General features: G+C 51.5%; 22 protein-coding genes, 1 rRNA gene and 1 pseudogene. 12 read left to right on the top strand and 12 right to left on the bottom strand.

The annotated features are described in order from the left end of the window. Window positions 1–134 precede the first annotated feature (134 nt). Window positions 135–250: ribosomal RNA gene (gene rrf, locus DW56_RS21070) — 5S ribosomal RNA — on the top strand. A gap of 199 nt (window positions 251–449) precedes the next feature. Here the strand turns inward: rrf and mobB are convergent. Both mobB and mobA read right to left on the bottom strand, forming a co-directional pair. Next, window positions 450–980, bottom strand: coding sequence for a molybdopterin-guanine dinucleotide biosynthesis protein MobB (mobB, locus tag DW56_RS21065; protein WP_234409178.1), 531 nt, complete (start codon window positions 978–980; stop codon window positions 450–452). Next, window positions 965–1,543 (bottom strand): molybdenum cofactor guanylyltransferase MobA, encoded by a 579-nt coding sequence (gene mobA / locus DW56_RS21060; protein ID WP_029697539.1) that lies wholly within the window; start codon window positions 1,541–1,543, stop codon window positions 965–967. Before mobA ends, mobB begins: the two co-directional genes overlap by 16 nt. Before the next feature lie 71 nt (window positions 1,544–1,614). Between mobA and DW56_RS21055 the strand changes: the two genes are divergently transcribed. From DW56_RS21055 to dsbA, 3 genes are all read left to right on the top strand, one after another. Continuing rightward, entirely contained in the window at window positions 1,615–1,884 is a 270-nt protein-coding gene (locus tag DW56_RS21055) for a YihD family protein (RefSeq protein ID WP_024551517.1), read from the top strand. Between the two features lie 76 nt (window positions 1,885–1,960). Then, a complete protein-coding gene (locus DW56_RS21050) occupies window positions 1,961–2,947 on the top strand; it encodes a serine/threonine protein kinase (RefSeq protein ID WP_024551518.1) in 987 nt (328 codons plus the stop codon). Between the two features lie 27 nt (window positions 2,948–2,974). Continuing rightward, window positions 2,975–3,598: a thiol:disulfide interchange protein DsbA gene (gene dsbA / locus DW56_RS21045; RefSeq protein ID WP_024551519.1), complete on the top strand. Its 624-nt coding sequence runs from the start codon at window positions 2,975–2,977 to the stop codon at window positions 3,596–3,598. A gap of 20 nt (window positions 3,599–3,618) precedes the next feature. Here dsbA and DW56_RS21040 read toward each other — a convergent pair whose 3' ends face one another. Next, on the bottom strand, window positions 3,619–4,527 hold the full coding sequence (locus DW56_RS21040; protein WP_029697541.1) for an acyltransferase: 909 nt from the start codon (window positions 4,525–4,527) through the stop codon (window positions 3,619–3,621). Window positions 4,528–4,960: 433 nt separating this feature from the next. On the opposite strand from DW56_RS21040, the gene polA reads away from it, so the two are divergent. Together polA and spfP are read left to right on the top strand one after the other, a co-directional pair. After that, window positions 4,961–7,747, top strand: coding sequence for a DNA polymerase I (gene polA / locus DW56_RS21035; protein ID WP_024551522.1), 2,787 nt, complete (start codon window positions 4,961–4,963; stop codon window positions 7,745–7,747). A 164-nt stretch (window positions 7,748–7,911) separates the two neighbouring features. Next, the gene (gene spfP / locus DW56_RS23250) at window positions 7,912–7,959 is read left to right on the top strand and encodes a small protein SpfP (RefSeq protein WP_071892919.1); all 48 of its coding nucleotides are present in this window, start codon (window positions 7,912–7,914) and stop codon (window positions 7,957–7,959) included. Between the two features lie 83 nt (window positions 7,960–8,042). Here spfP and yihA read toward each other — a convergent pair whose 3' ends face one another. Next, window positions 8,043–8,681, bottom strand: a complete 639-nt coding sequence (gene yihA / locus DW56_RS21030) for a ribosome biogenesis GTP-binding protein YihA/YsxC (protein ID WP_024551523.1) — start codon at window positions 8,679–8,681, stop codon at window positions 8,043–8,045. Window positions 8,682–9,270: 589 nt separating this feature from the next. On the opposite strand from yihA, the gene yihI reads away from it, so the two are divergent. Both yihI and hemN read left to right on the top strand, forming a co-directional pair. Further along, window positions 9,271–9,783, top strand: coding sequence for a Der GTPase-activating protein YihI (gene yihI, locus DW56_RS21025; RefSeq protein ID WP_024551524.1), 513 nt, complete (start codon window positions 9,271–9,273; stop codon window positions 9,781–9,783). Between the two features lie 183 nt (window positions 9,784–9,966). Further along, the gene (hemN, locus tag DW56_RS21020) at window positions 9,967–11,340 is read left to right on the top strand and encodes an oxygen-independent coproporphyrinogen III oxidase (protein WP_024551525.1); all 1,374 of its coding nucleotides are present in this window, start codon (window positions 9,967–9,969) and stop codon (window positions 11,338–11,340) included. A gap of 27 nt (window positions 11,341–11,367) precedes the next feature. On the opposite strand, the gene DW56_RS22580 is transcribed toward hemN, so the two are convergent. The 4 genes from DW56_RS22580 to glnA form a co-directional block, all read right to left on the bottom strand. Next, the gene (locus DW56_RS22580) at window positions 11,368–11,490 is read right to left on the bottom strand and encodes a YshB family small membrane protein (protein ID WP_139152786.1); all 123 of its coding nucleotides are present in this window, start codon (window positions 11,488–11,490) and stop codon (window positions 11,368–11,370) included. Window positions 11,491–11,601: 111 nt separating this feature from the next. Beyond that, entirely contained in the window at window positions 11,602–13,011 is a 1,410-nt protein-coding gene (gene glnG, locus DW56_RS21015) for a nitrogen regulation protein NR(I) (protein WP_024551526.1), read from the bottom strand. Between the two features lie 8 nt (window positions 13,012–13,019). Next, window positions 13,020–14,069: a nitrogen regulation protein NR(II) gene (gene glnL / locus DW56_RS21010; RefSeq protein WP_024551527.1), complete on the bottom strand. Its 1,050-nt coding sequence runs from the start codon at window positions 14,067–14,069 to the stop codon at window positions 13,020–13,022. Window positions 14,070–14,212: 143 nt separating this feature from the next. After that, on the bottom strand, window positions 14,213–15,622 hold the full coding sequence (glnA, locus tag DW56_RS21005; RefSeq protein ID WP_024551528.1) for a glutamate--ammonia ligase: 1,410 nt from the start codon (window positions 15,620–15,622) through the stop codon (window positions 14,213–14,215). A gap of 378 nt (window positions 15,623–16,000) precedes the next feature. On the opposite strand from glnA, the gene typA reads away from it, so the two are divergent. The 4 genes from typA (at window position 16,001) to DW56_RS22575 (ending at window position 19,601) form a co-directional block, all read left to right on the top strand. Further along, window positions 16,001–17,824, top strand: coding sequence for a ribosome-dependent GTPase TypA (typA, locus tag DW56_RS21000; protein ID WP_024551529.1), 1,824 nt, complete (start codon window positions 16,001–16,003; stop codon window positions 17,822–17,824). 184 nt (window positions 17,825–18,008) lie between these two features. Continuing rightward, window positions 18,009–18,785 carry a hypothetical protein gene (locus DW56_RS20995; RefSeq protein ID WP_024551530.1) on the top strand — a complete coding sequence of 259 codons (777 nt, stop codon included), beginning with the start codon at window positions 18,009–18,011 and terminating at the stop codon, window positions 18,783–18,785. 10 nt (window positions 18,786–18,795) lie between these two features. Continuing rightward, window positions 18,796–19,203: a hypothetical protein gene (locus tag DW56_RS20990; protein ID WP_024551531.1), complete on the top strand. Its 408-nt coding sequence runs from the start codon at window positions 18,796–18,798 to the stop codon at window positions 19,201–19,203. Window positions 19,204–19,214: 11 nt separating this feature from the next. Next, window positions 19,215–19,601: a hypothetical protein gene (locus tag DW56_RS22575; RefSeq protein WP_139152787.1), complete on the top strand. Its 387-nt coding sequence runs from the start codon at window positions 19,215–19,217 to the stop codon at window positions 19,599–19,601. A gap of 38 nt (window positions 19,602–19,639) precedes the next feature. Here the strand turns inward: DW56_RS22575 and ompL are convergent. The 4 genes and pseudogenes from ompL to DW56_RS20970 all read right to left on the bottom strand — a co-directional run bounded on the left by ompL (window position 19,640) and on the right by DW56_RS20970 (window position 25,337). After that, window positions 19,640–20,325 (bottom strand): annotated as a pseudogene (gene ompL, locus DW56_RS20985) (porin OmpL). 77 nt (window positions 20,326–20,402) lie between these two features. Next, on the bottom strand, window positions 20,403–21,827 hold the full coding sequence (locus DW56_RS20980; RefSeq protein ID WP_024551532.1) for an MFS transporter: 1,425 nt from the start codon (window positions 21,825–21,827) through the stop codon (window positions 20,403–20,405). A 43-nt stretch (window positions 21,828–21,870) separates the two neighbouring features. Next, on the bottom strand, window positions 21,871–23,253 hold the full coding sequence (locus DW56_RS20975; RefSeq protein ID WP_024551533.1) for an MFS transporter: 1,383 nt from the start codon (window positions 23,251–23,253) through the stop codon (window positions 21,871–21,873). Between the two features lie 47 nt (window positions 23,254–23,300). After that, window positions 23,301–25,337, bottom strand: a complete 2,037-nt coding sequence (locus DW56_RS20970; RefSeq protein WP_024551534.1) for an alpha-glucosidase — start codon at window positions 25,335–25,337, stop codon at window positions 23,301–23,303. Window positions 25,338–25,354: the final 17 nt, after the last annotated feature.

Raw genomic sequence — 25,354 nt, 5'->3', positions numbered from 1 at the left:
GTTGAGCTAACCGGTACTAATGAACCGTGAGGCTTAACCTTACAACGCCGAAGGTGTTTTGGCGTGATTTGAGCAATTCAGCTTGTGACGGATACAGCCTGTGGCCGGAAGTGGCGGCAGGTGAACAGAATTTGCCTGGCGGCCGTAGCGCGGTGGTCCCACCTGACCCCATGCCGAACTCAGAAGTGAAACGCCGTAGCGCCGATGGTAGTGTGGGGCCTCCCCATGCGAGAGTAGGGAACTGCCAGGCATCAAATAACGCAAGAGCCCATCCTCACGGATGGGCTTTTTGCATTTCTGCGTCTGGACTACAAAGCGCTATAGACTGCTCTTCCTGCGGGAACACGTCGTTCCCTTTTCGACATGTTTTTATCCAACAGCTCCAGAACCAGTGATTACCTATATGTCCCTAATGGCCAGTTTTGAAAAGCCGGTGACATGTTTTATTGTTATCTGCCTTTCTGCTCTTTCAGCCATGTAATAATGAACAAGCCAATCTGCTCAATATCATTAATATCGAGCAGGGGACAAACGCTATCAAGCTTAACGTCAGTAGCAACAGCAATAACAAACTCATCGAGTTCTAAATCTTCAGCGATATGCCCCGCTCCCTCCCGAAACAGAACGATTTTAGGTAGCGCTTCCTGTTTGAATCCCTCGACCAGAATAAGATCAAGCATGCTGGCGTCCATCCGGCTTGCAAGATAATGCAAATCAAGCGGCGGTCGCTCTGGCGTTTCAGTCATTAGCGCCCAACGCTTCTCACTGGCTACCAGGGTCTGATTGGCGCCAGCATGACGTAATTCATAACTATCTTTGCCAGGCTTATCCACATCCATTTCATGGTGGGTATGTTTGATTATTCCTGAACGGATCCCGTTTTGGCGTAGCCAGGGAATAAGCTGTTTGAGAAGTGTTGTTTTACCCGTTCCGCTCCATGCGGCAATGCCTAATAGTGGAACCATCATCTTTCCTGCCAGTAAGCCAAATCGTCGGTAGTATTAACGTTAATAAAACATGCGCTTTCGTGTTGAAAAGAGAGGCTATGCCCGCCTGCCTCGCGCAAAAAAAGCATTACGCGACGCTCGCCTCTCTCCAGGTAGTCATGCAATGGTTTTTCTAATGAGTGATGAAGCAAAGCAAGCGTGGGATGATCACGCTCGCCATCATGCGCCCAGACAGCTTTAGCATTCTGCCGTCCCTGCCACAGAACGGCGACTAAGTCTGATGGAATAAAAGGCGTGTCGCAGGGGCAAAAAAGAAACCATTCACTTTTGAGACTTTGCATTGCAGCAAGCATGCCGGCCAGCGGACCGGGATAATCAGGCAGCGTATCGCTAATAACCTGCAAGCCGCTTTGCTTATACGCTCCCATATTGCGGTTAGCGCTTATGGCTATTTTGTCCACCTGCTGTGATAAGCGCTGCGCAACGTGTTGCCAGAGCGGCTTTCCCTTCAAAAGCTGCAAGCCTTTATCCTGGCCATGCATTCTTCTTGCCTGTCCGCCTGCCAGAATCACGGCTGTTATTTCGTTACCGCGCATCACGTATATCACCTCTTTTCTTGTGGGTTTGAGCCTGCTAACGTGTCCTTCTTAAGCCAAAGGAGCTCATTATGAAATGCAAACGCCTGAATGAAGTTATCGAATTGCTGCAACCTGCCTGGGAAAAAGAGCCAGATCTTAACCTGCTGCAATTTTTGCAGAAACTGGCGACTGAGTCAGGTTATACCGGTGAACTTGCGGATCTCTCTGACGATATTTTGATTTACCAACTAAAAATGCGCGATAGCGCCAAAGATGCGGTGATCCCGGGTATCCAAAAAGATTACGAAGAAGATTTTAAAACCGCCCTGCTGCGCGCCCGCGGCGTAATTAAAGAGTAAAAGCTTGTAAGCGGATCCACCACTGCGGTCACAAAATGCTATTCTTGGCCATTCGCTTTGCTTTGCGGTTTTTGGAATGACCAATAACGCTTTTACTTTCCAGACATTACACCCGGATATGATTATGGATGCCCTGTTTGAACAGGGTATCCGCGTTGATTCAGGCCTGATTGCGCTTAATAGCTATGAGAACCGCGTTTACCAGTTTCAGGATGAAGATCGTAAGCGTTACGTGGTGAAATTCTATCGCCCCCAACGCTGGAGCGCGGAGCAGATCGGCGAAGAACACCGCTTTGCGCTGGAACTACAGCAAGAAGAGGTGCCGCTTGCCGCGCCTTTGCGTTTTAACAGCGAGACGCTGCTTTGCCATCAGGGATATTATTTTGCTGTGTTCCCAAGCCTGGGCGGTCGGCAGTATGAGGCCGATAGCCTTGATCAAATGGAATGGGTCGGAAGGTATCTCGGCCGGATTCATCAGTGTGGACGCCGCGCTCGCTTTGAACATCGTCCTTCTATCGACGTTCAGGAATATTTGATCGAACCTCGCCAGATTTTTGAACAACAGACCCTCATCCCGGCCTCGCTCAAAGCGGATTTTCTTAACGCAACGGATAAGCTAATTGAGGCTGTCAACGCGCAGTGGCATACCGGTTTTACACCGTTACGCCTGCATGGCGACTGCCACCCCGGCAATATTCTCTGGCGTGACGGGCCGCTGTTTGTCGACCTTGACGATGCGCGTAACGGCCCGGCGATACAAGATTTATGGATGCTGTTAAACGGCGATAAAGCCGAACAGCGCATCCAGCTTGAGACAATAATCGAAGCATACGAAGAATTCATGCCCTTTAGCCTTAACGAGCTTGCGCTGATAGAGCCTTTGCGCGCTATGCGTATGGTCTATTATCTGGCGTGGCTGCTTCGACGCTGGGAAGATCCCGCTTTTCCCAGAAGTTTTCCCTGGCTTGCCGAGGAAGATTACTGGCGCCGACAGACCGCCATTTTTATCGAACAGGTCAGGGTCTTGAGTGAACCGCCTCTACAATTAACGCCGATGTATTAATCAGTAATTTTCAGGAGAAAGTAGATTATGAAAAAGATTTGGCTGGCGCTGGCAGGTATGATTCTGGCTTTCAGCGCCTCAGCAGCGCAGGTTACCGACGGTAAAGAGTACATCACCTTACAAAAACCGGTGGCTGGCGAGCCCCAGGTACTGGAGTTCTTCTCCTTCTACTGCCCGCATTGCTATCAGTTTGAAGAAGTGCTGCATGTATCCGACACGGTGAAGAAAAAGCTGCCGGAAGGCACGAAAATGACCAAGTACCATGTCGAATTTCTTGGGCCGCTGGGTAAAGATTTGACTCAGGCATGGGCTGTAGCAATGGCGCTGGGCGTGGAAGACAAAATCACTGCGCCAATGTTTGAAGCGGTGCAAAAAACACAGACCGTTCAGTCGGTGGCGGATATTCGCAAAGTTTTTGTTGATGCGGGCGTAAAGCCGGAAGAGTATGACGCTGCATGGAACAGTTTTGTGGTGAAATCGCTGGTTGCCCAGCAGCAAAAAGCGGCGGCGGATCTGCAACTGCAAGGCGTTCCGGCCATGTATGTTAACGGCAAATATCAGCTGAACCCGCAGGGTATGGATACCAGCAATATGGACGCTTTTGTTCAGCAATATGCTGATACTGTTAAAGCGCTTGTCAGCCAGAAATAGTCGCTATAAAAAAACGCCGGTCATTCACCGGCGTTTTTGTTGCTTTCCGCCATGCGTTCCAGCATCGCATCTTTTTCACTCCATAAGTTATTCAGCCAGCGCTGAAAACCTCTTTTGAAGTTTTTATCGTTTACATAATCGCCATGTAATGTTTCATCAATCGGCAATAAATTAATCCGTACTACGATACGGGTAAGCTTGCCGCTCAGCATGTCATAAAACGGTTTTTCGTTATTTTCCGGATAGCTCAGCGTTACGTTAAGTAATTTATCAAACTGTTTCCCTAATACGTTCAGCGCCATAGCAATACCTGCCGCTTTTGGCGGGAGTAAACGTTTATAAGGGGAATGCTGCTGTCGCCGCTTTTCTTCCGTAAAGCGGGAACCCTCAACAAAATTCACTATTGTGGTGGGATGATGACGGAACTTCTCACAGGAGCGACGCGTCGTTTCTACATCTTTGCCGCGTCTTTCCGGGTGTCTAAGAAGATAGCTGCGTGAATAGCGCCGCATAAAAGGCATATCCAGCGCCCAGCAGGCCAGACCAATAAAGGGGATCCATGCAAGTTGCTGTTTCAAAAAGTACTTGTTCATAGGGATATGCTTGCGGAACAACACGCAAAGCACCACGATATCGGCCCAGCTATGATGATTACAAATGAGCAAATACCAGTTTTTTTTGTTAAGCCCTTCTAATCCTTCCACATCCCATTTCAGATGCGGATTTAAATGCAGCAATATCGCCAGCCCCTCGCACCAGCAATACATCATGAAATTGCAAAAGGCAGAGACAGAGCGCCAGACCGGTGGAAATGGCAAAACAAGCTTAATAATACCCGCCAGAATGATCGGCACAGAACAGCAGAGGGTAACCAGGACAGTTAATGCGATACTTAAAACCAGCGTTATCGCGGCGAGTATTCTCGACATAATGGCGTTTTCGATAAGTAATTGGAAAAAAACATAACAAAAATTTAAGAGAGCGATTTTACCAGAAATCAGTCCGCAACGAGGCTCTTAAAGGTAACCGGGTTTAAGAGAATGAAATTCATAAAACAAAATAGCAGCTTAATAATCCAGCTAACCTTTTTATATCCACATCAATAATTTTTCAGTCTGGCATAGTTAGCTAAAGCATTAATTACGCAAGTCATTGATGAAAATGGTTTTTTGTTATGCGAAGCGGTAAAATTCTATTACGTTATTAATGGCTTATAAAACTGTACACAAAGTTATCCACAGGCGGCGCTGGGAGGGATCTCGCGGATCGACAAAACTTTCGCCCCAGTTGGCCTGAAAAGTTCATGTTTTTTGCCAGGCTATGGCATCCTTTATCCATAACTTGATAATCAGGCACGGACACATGGTTCAGATCCCAGAAAATCCCCTTATCCTTGTTGATGGCTCTTCTTATCTCTACCGGGCTTATCACGCTTTTCCACCGCTGACTAACAGCGCAGGCGAACCGACAGGTGCGATGTATGGCGTACTGAATATGCTGCGCAGTCTCTTGCTGCAATATCAGCCGACGCACGCCGCAGTGGTGTTTGATGCGAAAGGAAAAACTTTCCGCGACGAGCTTTTCGAGCACTATAAATCTCATCGCCCGCCTATGCCGGATGATCTTCGCGCCCAGATTGAACCGCTTCACGCCATGGTAAAAGCTATGGGGCTGCCGCTGCTTGCCGTGAGCGGCGTCGAGGCAGACGACGTTATCGGCACGCTGGCGAAAGAAGCCGCCGCCGCAGGCCGCGCCGTGCTTATCAGCACGGGAGACAAAGATATGGCGCAGCTGGTCACGCCGCAGGTTACGCTTATCAATACGATGACCAACACCATTCTTGGCCCGGAAGAAGTACAGACCAAATATGGCGTGCCCCCGGAGCTGATTATTGATTTCCTGGCGCTGATGGGCGATTCGTCGGATAACATCCCCGGCGTGCCGGGCGTAGGAGAAAAAACCGCGCAGGCGCTGCTGCAAGGGCTGGGCGGGCTGGACTCGCTTTATGCTAACCCGGAAAAAATTGCAGAGCTTGCTTTTCGCGGCGCGAAAACCATGGCGGCGAAGCTTGAGCAAAGCAAAGACGTGGCTTATCTCTCCTATCAACTGGCGACTATCAAAACCGACGTGCCGCTGGAGCTCACCAGCGAGCAGCTTGAAGTGCAGCAACCGCTGGTGGATGAGCTGCTGGGCTTATTCAGGCGTTATGAGTTCAAACGCTGGACGTCTGACGTAGAGGCGGGCAAGTGGCTCCAGGCTAAAGGGGTAAAACCTGCCGTTAAGCCGAAAGAAACTATCCAGATTGAGGCTGAACCAGAAGAAGAAGCCGTTGCGCTCTCCTTTGAAAATTACGTCACGATTCTGGATGAAGAGACATTGCAGACGTGGATAGACCGTCTGAAAAAAGCGCCCGTTTTCGCCTTCGATACCGAAACCGACAGCCTGGATAACCTGACGGCTAACCTGGTGGGTATCTCTTTTGCCACGGAACCGGGCCTCGCCGCTTATGTCCCTGTCGCGCATGATTATCTGGATGCGCCGGATCAGCTTTCCCGTGAGCGCGTTCTCGAACTCCTCAAGCCATTGCTGGAAGATGAAAAACGGTTGAAGGTGGGACAGAACCTGAAATATGACCGTGGCGTGCTGGAAAATTATGGCATTGAGCTGCGCGGCATTGCGTTCGATACCATGCTGGAATCTTACATTCTCGACAGCGTTTCAGGCCGTCATGATATGGACAGCCTTGCTGAGCGCTGGCTTAAGCATCAAACCATTACCTTTGAAACCATCGCCGGCAAAGGAAAAAACCAGCTAACTTTTAACCAGATAGCACTGGAGGAAGCGGGGCGCTATGCGGCGGAAGATGCCGATGTCACGTTGCAGTTGCATTTGAAGATGTGGCCGAAGCTGCAAAAGCACGCAGGCCCGCTCAATATCTTCCAGAACATTGAAATGCCGCTGGTGCCGGTTATCTCGCGTATTGAGCGTAACGGCGTAAAAATTGACCCTGCCGTTCTGCATGCGCATTCTGAAGAGATAACCCATCATCTGGCGGAGCTCGAACAAAAAGCACACGAGATTGCAGGCGAGCCGTTCAACCTTTCTTCAACGAAACAGCTGCAAACGATCCTGTTCGAGAAGCAGGGCATCAAGCCATTGAAAAAAACGCCTGGCGGCGCGCCGTCCACCTCCGAAGAAGTGCTGGCGGAGCTGGCGCTGGACTACCCGTTGCCGAAGGTGATTTTGCAGTATCGCGGCCTGGCGAAGCTGAAATCGACCTATACCGATAAGCTGCCGCTGATGATCAACCCAAAAACGGGACGTGTTCATACCTCTTATCACCAGGCGGTAACGGCAACAGGGCGGCTTTCCTCAACCGATCCAAACCTGCAAAACATTCCGGTGCGTAATGAAGAGGGACGGCGCATTCGTCAGGCTTTTATTGCCCCTGACGATTACCTCATCGTTTCTGCTGACTATTCGCAAATCGAATTGCGCATTATGGCGCACCTTTCCCGCGATAAAGGCTTACTCAAGGCGTTTGCCGAAGGCCAGGACATTCACCGCGCCACGGCCGCTGAGGTATTCGGCATGCCGCTGGAGAGCGTTTCCGGCGAACAGCGGCGCAGCGCTAAAGCCATTAACTTTGGTCTGATTTACGGCATGAGCGCATTTGGCCTTTCGCGTCAGCTGAATATTTCCCGTAAAGAGTCGCAGAAGTATATGGATCTCTACTTTGAACGCTATCCGGGCGTGCTGGAATACATGGAACGCACCCGTAAGCAGGCAAAAGAGCAGGGATATGTTGAGACGCTGGAGGGGCGGCGTTTATACCTGCCGGATATTAACGCCAGTAATGCGGCGCGCCGCGCTGGCGCTGAACGCGCGGCGATCAACGCGCCGATGCAGGGAACCGCGGCGGACATCATCAAGCGCGCCATGATAGCCGTTGACGCCTGGTTACAGGAAGAGAAGCCGCGGGTAAAAATGATCATGCAGGTGCACGATGAACTGGTGTTTGAAGTGCATAAAGATGATCTCGAAGCCGTGTCGCAGAAGATTCATCACCTCATGGAAACCAGTACGCAACTTGACGTGCCTTTGCTGGTGGAAGTGGGCAGCGGTGAAAACTGGGATCAGGCGCACTAAACGGGTCAATGCATAGCCGTTTTATGTAACTAAGCAACATAAGTCATAGCGTTTTGTGATGATCATTAGAATTCGCTATGTAAAGAGTGAAAAAAAACTACAAAAAGTGCTTTGTAGGTCAGAAAAAAAAAGGTAGAGTTAAAGACGTAGGGTACAGAGGTAAGATGTTCTATCTTTCAGACCTTTTACTTCACGTAATCGGATTTGGCTGAATATTTAGCCGCCCCAGTCAGTAATGACTGGGGCGTTTTTTATTGTGCGGAACAAAGGGTGCGGGAAGCTGCCCCGCACGCGATCACGCCTCTTCGGCGTTTTCTTCTTCCGCGTCTGCCGGCATATCATTAAACCAGCTGTCCAGCTTGTGACGCAGTTTGTCGACGCCCATTTTCTTCAACGAAGAAAACATTTCTACCTGCACGTCGCCGTTAAACGCGATCACCGCTTCGCGCACCATATTAAGCTGTGACTTACGCGCGCCGCTTGCCAGCTTGTCTGCTTTGGTCAGCAGCACCAGCACCGGGATCTGGCTGTCCACCGCCCATTCAATCATCTGCTGATCGAGATCTTTAAGCGGATGACGAATATCCATCAGCACCACCAGCCCTTTCAGGCACAGGCGTTTCTCCAGATATTCACCCAGCGCGCGCTGCCATTTGCGTTTCATTTCTTCCGGCACTTCGGCATAACCATAGCCTGGCAGGTCTACCAGGCGCTTGCCTTCAGCCACTTCAAACAGGTTGATAAGCTGAGTACGCCCCGGCGTTTTACTGGTGCGCGCCAGGTTTTTTTGATGGGTGAGCGTATTTAACGCGCTGGATTTCCCCGCGTTAGAGCGACCGGCAAAGGCCACTTCAATGCCGGTGTCGGCAGGAAGATGGCGGATATCTGGCGCGCTGGTGACAAAGTGCGTCAGCTGATAATTCCAGTTAGTCAAAACGGTTTTCTCCGTCAGGGGATAAGCAATTGCCAGGATTATACCTGAACCTGGCCGAAAGACGGTGTTTATCCTGGCTGCTGGCTTACAACGCTTCCCCGCGCTTTTGTAAGCGATCGGCTATTCCTGCTTTGAGATTTTTTAGTAAAAAATCAGCAACATGCGAAATTTAAGTTAAGTAAAACAGCAGCTTATGCGTACAGAAATTTCTGAAAGTCCCCCAGTTATGGCTGCGCTTGCTTGAGCATCGGCAAGATCCTGGTAAAGTAGAAAGCACAGGCAAGGCAGCCTCAGGGAGAGGATTCCGCAACAGGATGCTGGCGTCAGGATGACGAACAACGGATTACGGCCAGGCTGGCCCGCCAGGGGAAGCGGCGTTAAAAGGGAAAAGGAAAGCGACACGGAGCGTTGCAGGCTAAGGGAAAGACAGGGGTTGTCGAAAAGCGACAGGGACGGAAAAACCGGTGACCGGTATAGAGTCAGGAAAAAGGGCGACAGGTAAATAATCTGTCGCCTTTTTTCTTTGCTTGCTTTCTGCTAGATTCCGCCGCAATTCTATACTGATCAAAACGGCTTAAGACGACATCACATGAAGCAACCAACCTCTGCCGGGCGCAGCAAAAACGGCGCCAAAGCGGGTCGTAAGACACGCGAAGACATCAATCAGGAAGCTCGCGACCGCAAGCGCGAGAAAAAGCACCGCGGCCACGCGCCGGGTAGCCGCGCCACAGGGACGACCGCAGGCTCAAAAGGCAAAGGCGGCGCGCAGGCAAAAGATCCGCGTATCGGCAGCAAAAAGCCGATTCCTCTGGGCGTGAACGAGGCGCCTGTTAAAAAGCAGCCTAAACCGAAGAGCGAGAAACCGATGCTTTCACCGCAAGCCGAGCTGGAGATGCTGGAAAACGACGAACGCCTGGATGCCCTGCTGGAGCGCCTTGAAGAGGGCGAAGCCATCAGCGCTGACGATCAGGCCTGGGTGGACGCTAAGCTTGACCGCATTGATGAGCTGATGCAGCAGCTCGGCCTCTCATATGACGACGATGAAGAGGAAGAGGAAGAAGGCCAGGACGATCTGATGCGTTTGCTCAAGGGCGGCAACTAAGATCGCGATGGGCCTGCCGGTTCTGCTCATACTCTTTCCAATAGTATGTTATCTGGTGTGGTTATTCGTTAAACTACAGCGGCTGTCGCGGCGACAAAAATGGCTGCGCAGCCGGCTTATCCCTCATCGGGCGGGTAGGCCAGTTCGCCGAACGCGTCGGCGAAACCGTCGGAAGGAGTAAGCATGTCTGAGCAGTTAATCGACTGGGATCTGGCCCTTATCCAGAAATATAACTATTCCGGGCCGCGCTATACCTCGTATCCCACCGCGCTGGAGTTCGCCGAATCGTTTGGCGAGCAGGATTTTCTTGAGGCATCGGCCCGCTATCCTGAGCGCCCACTTTCGCTCTATGTTCATATCCCGTTTTGCCACAAGCTCTGCTATTTCTGCGGCTGCAATAAAATCGTTACACGCCAGCAGCATAAGGCGGACCAGTATCTGGATGCGCTGGAGCAGGAAATCGTTCACCGCGCGCCGCTTTTCGCCGGGCGCCGCGTTAGCCAGCTGCACTGGGGCGGCGGCACGCCGACTTACCTGAACAAAGCGCAAATCAGCCGTCTGATGTCGTTGTTGCGAAATAACTTCCACTTTAACGAGGCGGCGGAAATCTCCATTGAGGTTGACCCGCGTGAAATCGAGCTGGATGTACTCGACCACCTGCGTGCCGAGGGCTTCAGCCGCCTGAGTATGGGCGTGCAGGATTTCAACAAAGAAGTGCAGCGCCTGGTTAACCGCGAGCAGGACGAAGCCTTTATTTTCGCTCTGATTAAGCATGCGCGGGAAATCGGTTTTACCTCCACCAATATCGACCTGATTTATGGCCTGCCGAAGCAGACGCCGGAAAGCTTCGCCTTTACGCTTGAACGCGTGGCGCAGCTTAGCCCGGACCGCCTCAGCGTCTTTAACTATGCGCATCTGCCGAACCTGTTTGCCGCCCAGCGCAAAATCAAGGAAGCGGATCTCCCTTCCGCGCAGCAAAAGCTCGATATTCTTCAGCAAACCATCCAGTCGCTGACTGGCGCAGGCTATCAGTTTATCGGCATGGACCATTTCGCCCGTCCGGACGATGAACTGGCGGTTGCCCAGCGCGAGGGCGTCCTGCACCGTAACTTCCAGGGTTACACCACGCAGGGAGATACCGACCTGCTGGGGCTTGGCGTTTCCGCCATCAGCATGCTGGGCGACTGCTACGCGCAAAACCAGAAAGAGTTGAAGCTTTACTATCAGCAGGTCGACGAAAAAGGCAATGCGCTGTGGCGTGGTCTTGCGCTGACGCGCGACGACTGCATCCGCCGTGACGTTATCAAGGCGCTGATTTGTAATTTCCAGCTGGCGTTCGCTGATATCGAAAAGGCCTGGCAGCTTAGTTTCGCTGACTATTTCGCAGAAGATCTCGCTTTGTTAAAACCACTGGCGCAAGACGGGCTGGTGGAAATAAACGCGCAGGGCATTCGGGTTACGGCGAAGGGCAGGTTGCTTATTCGCAACATCTGCATGTGTTTTGATATCTACTTGCGCCGCAAAGCGCGGCTCCAGCAATTTTCGCGGGTGATATAAAAAAGGCGGGTTTAAAACCCGCCTTTTTTAATTAAAGAAATTGACCAGCGCCGCACAGAGCAAAGCCGCTATCGCCGTTTGCGGCGTATGGCTTGCTGCCGCGCCCGCTTCGGCGCTGTGCGACACCAGTTGAATTAATGATTCCAGCATGTTGATCCCCCCGCGTGAACGCGCCAGATCATACTGAACTCATTATTACAGTAAAGTACAAAATTAACGCAATCTGCGCCGTGTGCTTATTTTTTACACAGCGCTACTGCGCTATTCCATTCCCAGCTCTTTCAGCTTACGCGTCAGGGTATTTCTTCCCCAGCCAAGCAACCGCGCCGCTTCCTGTTTATGGCCCTGCGTGTGGCGCAGAGCGGTGGTCAGCAATGTGCGCTCCATTTCCGGTTGTGCTTCCGACAACAGGTTTTGATGACCGGAACGCAGCGCCCGGTCGGCCCACTGCGCCAGCAGCGTCGCCCAGCTATCCGGCAGGCTCTGAGAGGGGCTGTCGGGCACGCTGGTTTCAAACAGTTCGCCAGGCAAATCCTGAATCAGCACCTCCTGGCCTGCCGCCATCACCGTCAGCCAGCGACAGGTGTTTTCCAGCTGGCGCACGTTGCCAGGCCAGGCGAGCCGGGTCAGCGCCGCCTCGGTTTCCGGGTGCAGCTGTTTAGCCTCCACGCCCAGTTCACGCGCCGCTACCTGCAAAAAGTGGCGGGCCAGGCGGGGAATATCTTCCCGGCGCTCGCGCAGCGGCGGCAAATGCACGCGAATTACATTCAGGCGGTGGAATAAGTCCTCGCGGAATTTCCCTTCCTGCACGCGCAATTCAAGATTCTGGTGCGTTGCAGCAATAATACGAACATCGACTTTTACCGGCGCGTAGCCGCCAACGCGGTAAAACTGACCGTCAGCCAGCACGCGCAGCAGGCGCGTCTGCACATCCAGCGGCATATCGCCAATTTCATCTAAAAACAGCGTGCCGCCGTCCGCCTGTTCAAAACGGCCCTGACGAATCTGGTTCGCGCCGGTAAAAGCCCCTTTTTCATGGCCGAACAGTTCGGATTCAATAAGGTCTTTGGGTATCGCCGCCATGTTCAGGGCGATAAAAGGCGCTTTTACGCGCGGGCTGTGACGATGCAGCGCATGCGCCACCAGCTCTTTACCGGTGCCGGATTCGCCATTGATAAGCACGCTGATGGAAGAGCGGGAAAGCCGGCCGATAATGCGAAAGACATCCTGCATCGCCGGCGCTTCGCCGATAATATCGGTCGTCGGGCCGAATACCTGCACGTTTCGCGGCTGCTGCTGTTCCTGATAGTGGCTAATCGCGCGCTCCACCAGCGCCACCGCCTCGTCAATATCAAATGGCTTTGGCAGGTAATCAAACGCGCCTTGCTGATAGGCGCTGACGGCAGCGTCCAGATCAGAATGCGCCGTCATTATGATGACCGGAAGCATCGGATGGCGCTGTTTAATCTGCTTAAGCAGCGCCAGGCCATCCATTCCCGGCATCCGGATGTCGGAAAGCAAGACGTCAGGCGTTTTGGTCGCCAGCGCATCGAGCACACCGCTTGCACTCTCAAAGGTGGTGCAGCTTAAGCCTGCGCCGGTAAGCGCGCGTTCCAGAACCCAGCGGATGGAGCTATCGTCATCAACGATCCAGACTATCCCTCGTTGCATAGAGACCTCTACTTCCGAATAGGCAGGTAAACCGAAAACTCGGTATGACCCGGCCAACTGTTAAATTCGATTTTTCCCGAATGTTGATCGATAAGGTTTCGGGCAATGGAAAGGCCCAGACCGGTGCCGCCTTCGCGGCCACTGACCATTGGGTAGAACAGCGTGTCCTGCAAATGGGCCGGAATGCCTGGCCCGTTATCTTCTACATCAATTCTGGCCGCAAGGCGGTAGCGCACGCCGTGCAGCGTTAGCTGGAAAGCGGTGCGAGTGCGCAGCACAATTTCGCCGCCTTCTTCTCCCAGCGCCTGTAGCGCGTTGCGCACAATATTAAGCAGCACTTGCTCAATCTGGTCCGGGTCGTGAGCGAACTCGGGCAGGCTTGGGTCGTAATCACGAACCAGCGTGACGTTTTCCGGCAGCTCCATCGACACCAGCTTAACCACGCGCTCGGCGACTTTGTGAATGCTTTCGGTGACATGCATGCCAGGCTGCTGCGGGCCCAGAAGCCTGTCTACCAGATTGCGCAGGCGGTCCGCCTGCTCAATGATGACTTTGGTGTATTCCGTCAAAGACGGGTCTGGCAGCGCTTTGCTCAGCAATTGTGCTGCGCCGCGCAGTCCGCCGAGCGGGTTTTTAATTTCATGCGCCAGCCCGCGCACTAAATCGCGTGCCGCCACTTGTTGCGCGTGTTGCAGTTGCTCCTGGCTCAGGCGGCGCTGGTTATCCATGGGCGCCATTTCGAGCAGGATGAGTCCTTCGGGCAGCCGCTGCGCCGTAAGGGAAAGAATATGCGAACGTCCGTCAATCACCAGCGTGACTTCGTTATCAGTAAAGCCCTGGCCTGCGTTCAGGCTCTCCTGCATCAGACTAATGTTCAGAGAAAAGTAGCTCAGCAGCTCAGGCAGCGGCGTGCCGTAAAGCTTGCGCGAGCTTTGCGCCAGCAGCTGTTGCGCCGCCGGGTTCGCGTAATGCACCGCGAGTTCATCATCTACCAGCAAAATGCTGTTGATGAGCGAGTTGAGGATCTGCCCAGCATCGGGCAGCGTGCCTGTTGCCATTCAGCAGTCTCCCAGGTTGCACCATTTTGGTGCATTATAACGTTTTGCGGCGAGAGATCGCCTGAAAACAGCGTTTGCGTGGAGAAAAAAGCCCATCCGAAGATGGGCTGAAAGTTTCCACGGCAACAAAAAATGACTTCGGATTAAACGCTGTAATACAGTTCGAACTCAACCGGGTGCGGCGTCATGCGTACGCGGTCGTTTTCTTCGCGACGCAGGGCGATGTAAGCATCGATAGCATCGTCAGTGAATACGCCGCCTGCGGTCAGGAACTCGCGGTCTGCGTCCAGTTCGTTAAGCGCTTCTTCCAGAGAACCGGCAACCTGCGGGATCTCTTTCGCTTCTTCCGGCGGCAGATCGTAGAGGTTTTTATCCATAGCTTCGCCCGGGTGGATTTTGTTCTTGATGCCATCCAGGCCGGCCATCAGCAGCGCGGCGAAGCACAGGTACGGGTTAGCCGCCGGGTCCGGGAAGCGCACTTCGATACGACGCGCTTTCGGAGAGGCAACTACCGGGATACGGATAGAAGCAGAGCGGTTGCGTGCGGAGTAAGCCAGCATAACCGGCGCTTCGTAACCCGGAACCAGACGCTTGTAGGAGTTGGTGGTCGGGTTAGACAGGGCGTTGATCGCTTTAGCGTGTTTAATTACGCCGCCGATGTAGTAAAGCGCCTGTTCAGACAGACCAGCATATTTGTCGCCAGAGAACAGGTTAGTGCCGTTCTTGGACAGAGACATGTGGCAGTGCATACCGGAGCCGTTGTCGCCGAACATCGGTTTCGGCATGAAGGTTGCGGTTTTGCCGAAGCGGTGCGCAACGTTATGCACTACATATTTATAGATCTGAATTTCGTCCGCTTTTTTGGTCATGGTGTTGAAGCGGGTCGCCACTTCGTTCTGACCTGCGGTGGCAACTTCGTGGTGGTGAGCTTCAACCACAAGGCCCATCTCTTCCATCACCAGACACATGGTAGAACGCAGATCCTGCGCGGAGTCTACCGGCGGAACCGGGAAATAACCGCCTTTCACGGCCGGACGGTGACCTTTGTTGCCGCCTTCGTATTTGGTAGAGGAGTTCCACGCGCCTTCGATGTCGTCGATAGCGACATGAGAGCCGGAAATCGAGCTGCCGAAGCGAATGTCGTCAAACAGGAAGAACTCCGGCTCCGGCCCGAACAGCACGGTGTCCGCAATGCCGGTAGAGCGCAGGTACTCTTCAGCGCGTTTAGCGATGGAGCGCGGGTCGCGGTCATAGCCCTGTAGGGTGCCTGGTTCCAGGATATCGCAGCGGATGATGAGCGTCGGTTCTTCGTAGAACGGGTCAATGACAGCGGTGGAAGCGTCCGGCATCAGCACCATGTCGGATTCGTTAATGCCTTTCCAGCCACCGATGGAAGAGCCATCAAACATTTTGCCTTCTTCAAAGAATTCGGCGTTTACCTGATGAGCAGGGATAGTGACGTGCTGTTCTTTACCTTTGGTATCGGTGAAACGCAGATCGACAAACTTCACCTCATGCTCGTTCAGCATCGTCAAAACGTGTTCAGCGGACATACTTAACTCTCCCGGATTTGTCATTGTCGTCGTGGTAACGAGGTATTCAAACACTGCTTAAAAAGGCTTTGTCGCCATGAAAAAGATAAAGCGAAAAGTGTGCCAACTTTTAAAATGCCTGCAAAAGGCGCTATGATGCGCACCATAGTGCAAAAGGGCTGCACCATTGTGGATAAATTGCACCAATACAGTGCCTGAATGTAAAAATAAGGCACCGTGTTGGTGCAATTTGCGTTATGTGGCCCTTTTATCGCTCCGTGAAAGCGATCACAAAGCCCGGCAGCTAAACTTGTTTGGGAAGGAAGTCTGTGATCCTGTTTAGTCCTTCGATTAATACGTGTACAATAACGCGCTATTTCTAATGCCTGAGGCAAAGTTGTGATCGAAAATCTGCGTAACATCGCCATCATTGCGCACGTTGACCACGGTAAAACTACCCTGGTTGACAAACTGCTCCAGCAATCCGGTACGTTCGACGAGCGTACTGAAGCACAAGAGCGTGTGATGGACTCCAACGATTTGGAGAAAGAGCGTGGGATTACCATCCTCGCAAAAAACACTGCCATCAAATGGAATGATTACCGTATCAACATCGTTGATACCCCAGGGCACGCCGACTTCGGGGGTGAAGTTGAGCGTGTTATGTCCATGGTTGACTCCGTGCTGCTGGTGGTTGACGCTTTTGACGGCCCGATGCCGCAAACGCGCTTCGTGACCAAAAAAGCATTTGCCCATGGTCTGAAGCCTATCGTGGTTATCAACAAAGTCGACCGTCCGGGCGCGCGTCCTGACTGGGTTGTCGATCAGGTGTTCGACCTGTTCGTAAACCTCGACGCCACCGACGAGCAGCTGGACTTCCCGATCGTTTACGCTTCTGCGCTGAACGGTATCGCGGGTATGGACCACGAAGACATGGCTGAAGACATGACCCCGCTGTACCAGGCGATTGTCGACCATGTTCCGGCGCCGGACGTAGACCTTGATGGTCCGCTACAGATGCAAATCTCCCAGCTCGACTACAACAACTACCTGGGCGTTATCGGCATTGGCCGCATCAAGCGCGGTAAAGTGAAGCCGAACCAGCAGGTTACGGTTATCGACAGCGAAGGCAAAACCCGCAACGGTAAAGTGGGCAAAGTACTGGGCCACCTGGGCCTGGAGCGTATCGATACCGACCTGGCGGAAGCGGGCGATATCATCGCTATCACTGGCCTTGGCGAACTGAACATCTCCGACACCATCTGCGATCCGCAGAATGTCGAAGCGCTGCCGCCGCTCTCTGTTGATGAGCCGACAGTTACCATGTTCTTCAACGTCAACACCTCGCCGTTCTGCGGTAAAGAAGGTAAATACGTTACCTCTCGTCAGATCCTTGACCGCCTGAACAAAGAGCTGGTGCATAACGTAGCGCTGCGCGTTGAAGAAACCGAAGACGCTGATGCATTCCGCGTTTCCGGTCGTGGCGAACTGCACCTGTCTGTTCTGATCGAAAACATGCGTCGTGAAGGTTTCGAAATGGCGGTTTCCCGCCCGAAAGTAATCTTCCGCGAAATCGACGGCCGTAAACAAGAGCCGTTCGAAAACGTAACGCTGGACGTTGAAGAGCAGCACCAGGGTTCTGTCATGCAGGCGCTGGGCGAGCGTAAAGGCGACCTGAAAAACATGAATCCGGACGGCAAAGGCCGCGTACGTCTCGACTACGTGATCCCAAGCCGTGGCCTTATCGGCTTCCGTTCCGAGTTCATGACCATGACCTCCGGTACCGGTCTGCTTTACTCCACCTTCAGCCACTACGACGACGTTCGTCCGGGCGAAGTGGGCCAGCGCAACAACGGCGTACTGATCTCCAACGGTCAGGGTAAAGCGGTAGCGTTCGCGCTGTTCGGTTTGCAGGATCGCGGCAAGCTGTTCCTGGGTCACGGTGCGGAAGTTTACGAAGGCCAGATTATCGGTATTCACAGCCGCTCTAACGACCTGACGGTAAACTGCCTGACCGGTAAGAAACTGACCAACATGCGTGCGTCCGGTACGGACGAGGCGACGGTTCTGGTTCCGCCGGTTAAGATGACGCTTGAGCAGGCGCTGGAGTTTATCGATGACGACGAACTGGTAGAAGTTACGCCGCAGTCTATTCGTATCCGTAAACGTCACCTGACCGAGAACGATCGTAAGCGCGCTTCTCGCGGTTCGAAAGAAGACTAATTTTAGTTAATAGTATAAAGCCCTGGTAGATAGAATCTATCAGGGTTTTTTTTTGATTATAATCACATACAGGAATGAGTCGTCCGTATATCCTGGCGATATAGTCTACTTTGTCAATTATAAGCAAAGCAGATAGTTAAGTAACATTAATAAACAATGTGTATGTTTATTAAGGGATTAATAAATGTCTAAATATATACTTGGTGATCGGGAACCTCATTACATAAAAGACTATGGGTCAGGTGGGTGGTGTAGCCTCTGTCTATCAAATTCATCAGACTTAAATTATTTAACAGCTATAGCAAAAGTTATTTATAATGCTTTGAATAATAAAGAAACAGAAGATTATGCTTACATTATAAAATTCATAAAATACCGTTACCCGATTGCCATTAATCATTTAAATCACTATCTTAAAAATCCTCTTGCGGGACAGGAGGATATTAATTATGATTTTCAGATAATGCAATATTTCATGCAAAAATCGCCTGGATTAAGAATGCTCTTCAATAATGAAATTCAGGAGGCTAAAACTTTTTGTGAAGATATTTCAGGGGAATTGTTTCCTGGTGTTTATAAAATAAGTTCAACGGAAGTTTCTCAGGGTGATTTTAAGAATGATAGTGCTGATCTTTTTTATGCAATCGGTGGATATCAATGCTGGGGGAAAGGTGAACTTACTGTGTCAGAAATACCTTATACAAAGCATGTTAAAGTAATATATAAGAATAACGATATCGGATCTCGCGGAAGATATGAATATAATTTATTATTTACTTTCGTGTTCTTTGATAGATATAACTGGAATATAACCAACAATAATTCAAGAGGTGTTCTGTTGGGCGGTGTGATACCTGTAAATGATGATTTTATGGGGAGGTTTCATCAGATGGGATTAGCAAGAGAGTATAATATTTGGGGGGAGTTATCGAAAAATATTCAATGGGCCGAAAGTTTTTGAGGGAAAGGAAATGCAAAATTTTTTTCATGGCCTTTACAGACTCCTGATTAATTTGATGGCCTTTATTTCTGTTTCCTTTATGTTATATACCCTACTAGCTTTCTATTCCAATACAAAAAGAAACAGTCAGTTATTGGCCGTGCAGTGGTGTGATGTACACACCGAACATCATTTCTGGGCTAATCAATATCGCGGTTTTTATCTCTACGCAGAAGATAATGGCAATAATCAAGTAAACATAAAAGCTCAAATGTTTGATGGGAGAAACTATAGTATATGGGATAATTACCGTCTCTATTTTACGGATGTCATTGCGAAGGAAAAAAGCATAGAAGATGCGAGGAAAAATTGGAGTAAACTAACATGCCTTCCCGGGGGTAAAATCGCTGCCGGGGAAAATGAGTTATTAATTGATTAGTGTGGTGTAAAATGACAGGCAAAAATAAATTAGGGATAATTTTTATTTGTTGTTTCGTTTCATGGTTTATGATGTTTACTACCGCTCGTTATTTTTCTATATCGTATTTCAGATGGGTAAATGGATATGCGATAACCTTTTCATTGGATAACAGACAGAGCGAAGAGAAAGCCGGAGAACCTTATGCAAGCTATAACGAATATTTTGATGTCAGACTAAGTGTTTATAAAAATAGAATGTTGTGGTTCATTGATCATCCTTGTTATACAAAGATATTGACTAAGCATACTGAGGATCAAAGAGACGCCAGTAACTGGCATGTATTAGAAATGACCAGTGAAAAGGGAAAAATTAATAACCACAAAAGAACTTTTGAGTATCAGCACGGCTGTGGTTAAATAAGACCGGGCAAGCACACCATTACCCGGCATTTCTATCAAAATGAATACCGTAACCCTAACCGAATACGGTATTGCTCCTGGTTATAGTCATTCCATCTGTCCAGCCATTGCAGTTCCAGATATGGCCGCCAGTGCGTGTCAATCTGGTAGCTAAATTTATTGGTAATCTCCCAGTGATGGTCTTTGCCATTTTTACTGTGATAATCATTTGTCCGCTGGAAAAAATGCGGTTCGAAGTATAAGAAAACGCATCGGTTACTTTAAAGTTCCAGTAATTCGCCAGTTCATGCGTGTCGTTTTTATCCATCTCGCCATTAAAGTCTGGCGTCTTATAATTATTATGATTATAGCGATAGCGGAAAGTCAGATTAAACCACGGGGCGAATGTGTAATTCGTATCAAGATAAACGGCTCCGCCTGAACCATCGCGGTTATCATTAATTAAGCCGCCCGGTTGAAAGGTCAGTTTATCGGTCGGCTTGAATAAAGGATACCAGCCTTCAATTTCGTTATAGCTGTGTTTGAGTTCGTCCCACTTGCCTACATTGTAAGCGTTAGTCAGCATAACCCCCGCGCCCTGGTCGAAATGATAACCGGCGCGGAGGATAACTTCATGCAGCTCAGAAGCCGTATTATAAGCTTCCCGGGTTTCAACCCAGGCGCCTGCCAAAGCAGAACAGGAGACAGAGGAAATCAGCATAAAAGTGGCGAGTCTTTTCATAATTTATCCATCTATCAGATACAGAAGGGCCGCCCCGTCTCTGTTACAGAGAAAGGCAAGGGCGGCCAGGCTTATTTTTATAAAGTGACTACTGACGCTTTATCTTTGGTTTTTATTTCGGTTTCCTGGGCTGGAAATTTTTTACGGTTGCTTATCTCCTCAATAATTAAAGCGAAGCGTTTTTCATTAAGCTTATAAAAGAAACCCATTGTTAATGCCGCGATGATGGCGAGGCTACAGGGCCAGATAAAAATAAGCTGACGCAAGCCGAGCAGCGTTTCAGCGCTTTGCAGCGTATTCGGGATATAACCTATTTGCGTGAGCATAATGCCAGGCAAAAAGCCGGCCAGCGCAGCGGATATTTTTCGTGAAAAGGTATAACCGGTATAAACCGAACCTTCGGCGCGGATCCCGGTTTTCCATTCGCCATAATCAACGGTATCCGGCACCAGCGCCCAGTTCAGGCTGTTAACAAACGCGGTGCCGAAAAAAGCCATGCAGGAAAACAGCACAAACATCAGCGAACTGTTGCCCCAGACAAAATTGAGCACGTCGCCTGCCGCCCATAACGCCAGCCCGCCAAGATAAACCTGCTTTTTACCAAACCGCTTCACCGCGCCAGGCACCAGAAACACGCCAACCAGAATGCAGCCCATGCTGAAAAAACCCATCCAGGAAAGCAGATGAATATCGTTGAGCACGTACTGGGTGTAATAAACCTGAATAGCCAGCTTGATGTTAAACGCGGCCAGCGTACAAAGATTGGCGATACAGAGCACCAGCAGCGGCGGGTTACGAAAAATAGCGCAGAACGATTTAACGATGCTGGGCTTATGGTTATCCGGCGTAACGTCAACATAGCGCTCCTGGACGCCGCTATAGCAACACCACATACAGAATAACCCGCACGTAGCGAACAGAAGCGCTGCCACAAGATAACCCTGCGAAGGGTTGCCCGCGAACAGCGACTGCACCGGCATAAAACCTACGGTACAGAGCAGCAACCCAAGCGTTGCGCCGCCCTGACGCCATGCCGCAAGTTGCGCTCGCTCGTTAGGGTTTTTCGTGATGGCGGGAACCATCGCGCCATAAGAGCAGTTCATCAGGCTGTAAAACAGGCCAAACATCATAAACAAAATGGTGGCGATGGCGGTTTTTACCGTCAGGCTAAAATCATTCGCCATAAACTGCGCGGTGGCGACCAACGCCACAGGTACAGAGGCATAAAGGATGAATGGCCGGAATTTGCCCTTCGCGCCAATGTTGCGGCGTGAATCTAACAGCACGCCAGTCAACATGTCGGTGAAAGCGGTAAAGAATTTCGCGACCAGAAAAATCACGCCGCCGTAAAAAGCGGGCATCCCCAGTTCATCGGTATAAAATTTCAAAAGATAAAGCGTACCGATGCACAGCATCAGATTTGAGCCAAAATCACCCATTCCATAGGCGCATTTTTCACGCAGGCTCAGTTTTAGCGTTAGCGGATCAGCGTTGCGGTTCATAATCGATCCTCGGGGCGCCCTCACGGGCACCCGGTCAACACGTTCAGGCCATACGTTTACGCAGCTCTATTTCTTCAACGATGCGGACATACAGCTTTTCGTTGAGGTTATAGAAACAGCCCATCGCAATAATGGTTAACACCGCCAGCGCGCAGGGGTAGATAAATATCAGCTGGCGAAGCCCTTCAATGGTGTCTGCGGATTGCGCCACATTAGGCACATAACCGATTTGCGTTAGCATCAGCCCCGGGAAAAAGCCCGCCAGCGCCTGCGAAACTTTGCGAAAGAAGGTAAAGCCGGTATAGACCGTGCCTTCGGACCGCACGCCAGTGCGCCATTCGCCATATTCCACCGTATCGGAGACCAGCGCCCAGTTCAGGCTGTTGACGAAGGCGGAGCCGAAAAACGCCAGGCAGGAGAAGGCAACGAAGCTGACCGAGCCGCTGCCCATCGTATAGTTGAGCAAATCGCCTGCAACCCATATCAGCAGCCCGCCGATATACACCTTCTTCTTACCAAAGCGACGTACCGCGCCGGGCATCAAAAAGACGCCAATAAAAATGCAGCCCATGCTGAAAAAGCCCATCCAGGAGAGGAGCATCGGATCGTTCAGCACGTATTGGGTGTAGTAGACCTGAATAGCCAGCTTAACGTTGAACGCGCCCAGCGTGCAGAGGTTAGCTATGCAAAGGATAAACAGCGGCCGGTTGCCCGCAATCGCGCGAAAAGATTGCAACAGCCCGGGCTTATGCGCAGGGTTTGCAGGCTGCGCTTCCACGTAACGTTCTTTCACGCCGGCGTAGCACCACCACATAAAGAACAGACCAAACAGCGAGAACAGCGTGGCGGCGAAGATATAGCCCAGCTGTTGATTACCTTCGATGAGGTTCATCACGGGCACAAAGCCAACCGTACAGAGCAACAATCCAAGCGTAGCGCCGCCCTGACGCCATGCCGCCAGCGAGGCGCGTTCATTGGGGTTTTTCGTCATAGCGGGCACCATCGCGCCATAAGAGCAGTTCATCATGCTGAAGAACAGCCCATAAAGCATGAACAGTACCGTCGCCATCACCGTTTTACCGGTGATTTCAAAAGGGGTGCCGACAAAGTTTGCGACAGCCAGCAGCGTAACGGGAAACGCGGCATACAGCACGAACGGGCGGAATTTCCCCTTCGGGCCGATCTTGCGCCGGGAATCGAGCATGATCCCGGTGCCCATATCGGTGAAGGCGGTAAAAAACTTCGCAATCAGGAAGATAATCCCGCCGTAGGTGCCGGGCAGCCCCAGCACGTCTGTATAGAATTTCAGCAGATAAAGCGTGCCGATATCGAGCAGGATATTGGAGCCGAGATCGCCCATTCCATAGGCAACTTTTTCTTTAAACGGCAAACGCAAGGTAGCAGGATCGGATGAATGCTGACTCATTTATTTCTCCTTCTGCCCGCCGGGTGGCCTCCGGCGGGCGAGCCTTATCAGATGAGACGTAACGCGTTAAACAGCGAAGCCCATTCGCTTTGCGCGCGGTAAAAGACCGGCGGCTGACCGAGAGGGGCGTTGATGGTGATTTCGCCGCCGCCGCACTCTTCCCCTGTCCAGAGGTTGATCCAACTGTCCTGCGGCAGATAAAGCGTCCAGTCGCTGCGGCCTTGCTCATACACGGGCGCGACCAGCAGATCGCGGCCAAACAGGTACTGGTATTTCAGCGTGTAGGTATGCGGGTCATCCTCGTAATGCAGAAACAGCGGGCGCATTACCGGCAGACCGGTTTTGGCGTTTTGCGCCACCGCCTGTTTGATGTAGGGCTTAAGCGTGGTGAAAACCGTGGTCATTCTGGCGAAGTGGGCAATGGTCCCGGCGTCGGCGTCAAATTGCCAGTTGTCGCCCGGACGGTTGCCTTCATGGGTGCGCATCATCGGCGTGAAAGCGCTGAAATCACACCAGCGCAGCAGCAGCTCTTTACTGCGCTTCATATCGAACAACGTGGTATAGCCGCCAATATCGCTATGGTGCAGCCCGTGGCCTGTCATCGCCAGCGAAAGCGCGGCCGGGATCACCGAAGCCAGCCCGTCGTCAAGACTCCAGTCAACGTTCTGATCGCCTGCCCACATCATCACCGAATGCTTCTGGCTGCCGGTGTAGCCTGCGCGCATGAAAAACAGCACTTCGCCAAGTTTGCCGGTCTCTTCCAGCGCTTCGTAATTGCATTTCGCCCATAGCGCAGGCCAGGCGTTATGCATAATTTCTGCGCTCACGCCGTTATGCAGGAATGTGTCTGTCGGCAGATACTCGCCAAAATCCGCCATCCAGCCGCCGCAGCCAAAGGCGATCAGGTTTTGTTTAATAACGTTTTTATACCAGTCATAGGCTTCCGGGTTGGTCAGGTCGATTACGCCGGCATAAAATTCACCAAATTCAACGTGATAGTCTTTACCCTGCGCGTTTTTCGTCAGATAACCGCGTTTCGCCGCCTCTTCGCACAAATCGCGATCGCTTGCGACATAAGGGTTGATGTAAGAAAGAAACTGAACGCCTTCGCGCTTCCACTGTTGGATCCGCTCGCCAAGCTGCGGGTAAAGCTCGCTGTTCCACTTCCAGTTCCACATCACGCGTTTGCCGAAAGAGGTCATGCGTATGCCGGACCAGTCCTGCGCCCAGATGCCGTTTACTTTCACGCCGCCGTTGCGCATGACGTCGAGCTTCTGCTGGCAAACGTCGGTGCCGCCCTGGATCCCAAGCGTGACGCCGTTATAAACCCAATCCGGCAGCTCGGGTTGACGGCCCAGCAAGCCGGTCAGTTTTTCCAGCAGCGCAATGTAGGTTTCTGCGCATTCGAAGCGCAGCGTGGCTTTATCTTCCCAGAACGCCAGCTCGTGATACTCCGGCGCGCTGAAATCAAAGTTCATATAACAGCTGTTATCGACGTGGCAGTAATACTTCTGCGTGCTGACGAAGGTGGGCTGCGGGAAAAAGGTCCAGTAATAATCGCCGCCAGCGTTCTCTTTGCAGTCAGCAAGCCAGGTGACATAGCTTTGCTTGTTGCGGCCGACGCCCTGTTCGCTGGTCCACAGAGGAAACGGCTTGCCGCGCAGATCGAAATAAGAGAACTGCTCTCCACAGCCATAAATATGATCGTCCGGCTGAGCCGCCAGCCGCAGCCAGATTCGATTATGGCTGCTGGCTTCATTTTGCAGCCGTAACTGAAGGCGGCCAGCGTCGTCGGTATCCACCACGAGCGTAGCGCTGACGGCATCGCCGCGACTAAAGCGGATAAGCCAACCCTCGCCTTGCTGCTTTACGGTTGCGTCAGGCAGGGCGATTTTTTCGTTTAGCTTATCTTTGATGCTGAAATTACCGCGAAACATATCAATGTCCGCCGCGCCTGCGCCAATCCACAGGCAAGGAGCTTGAGAGGTATGGCGCAGAATAAGACGCTGCTGCCAGATAAGCGTGAAACCGTCGCTGTGTTCGCGAAGTTCAGGAACAGGTAAACCCAGTTTTTGAGAAGTCATGACGATCTCCGTTGTAA

The organism is Franconibacter helveticus LMG 23732 (assembly GCF_000463115.2).
In the GTDB taxonomy this organism is placed as follows: domain Bacteria; phylum Pseudomonadota; class Gammaproteobacteria; order Enterobacterales; family Enterobacteriaceae; genus Franconibacter; species Franconibacter helveticus.
Note: the sequence above shows the minus strand (reverse complement) of the source record. Positions and strands in the feature narration are given on the sequence as shown.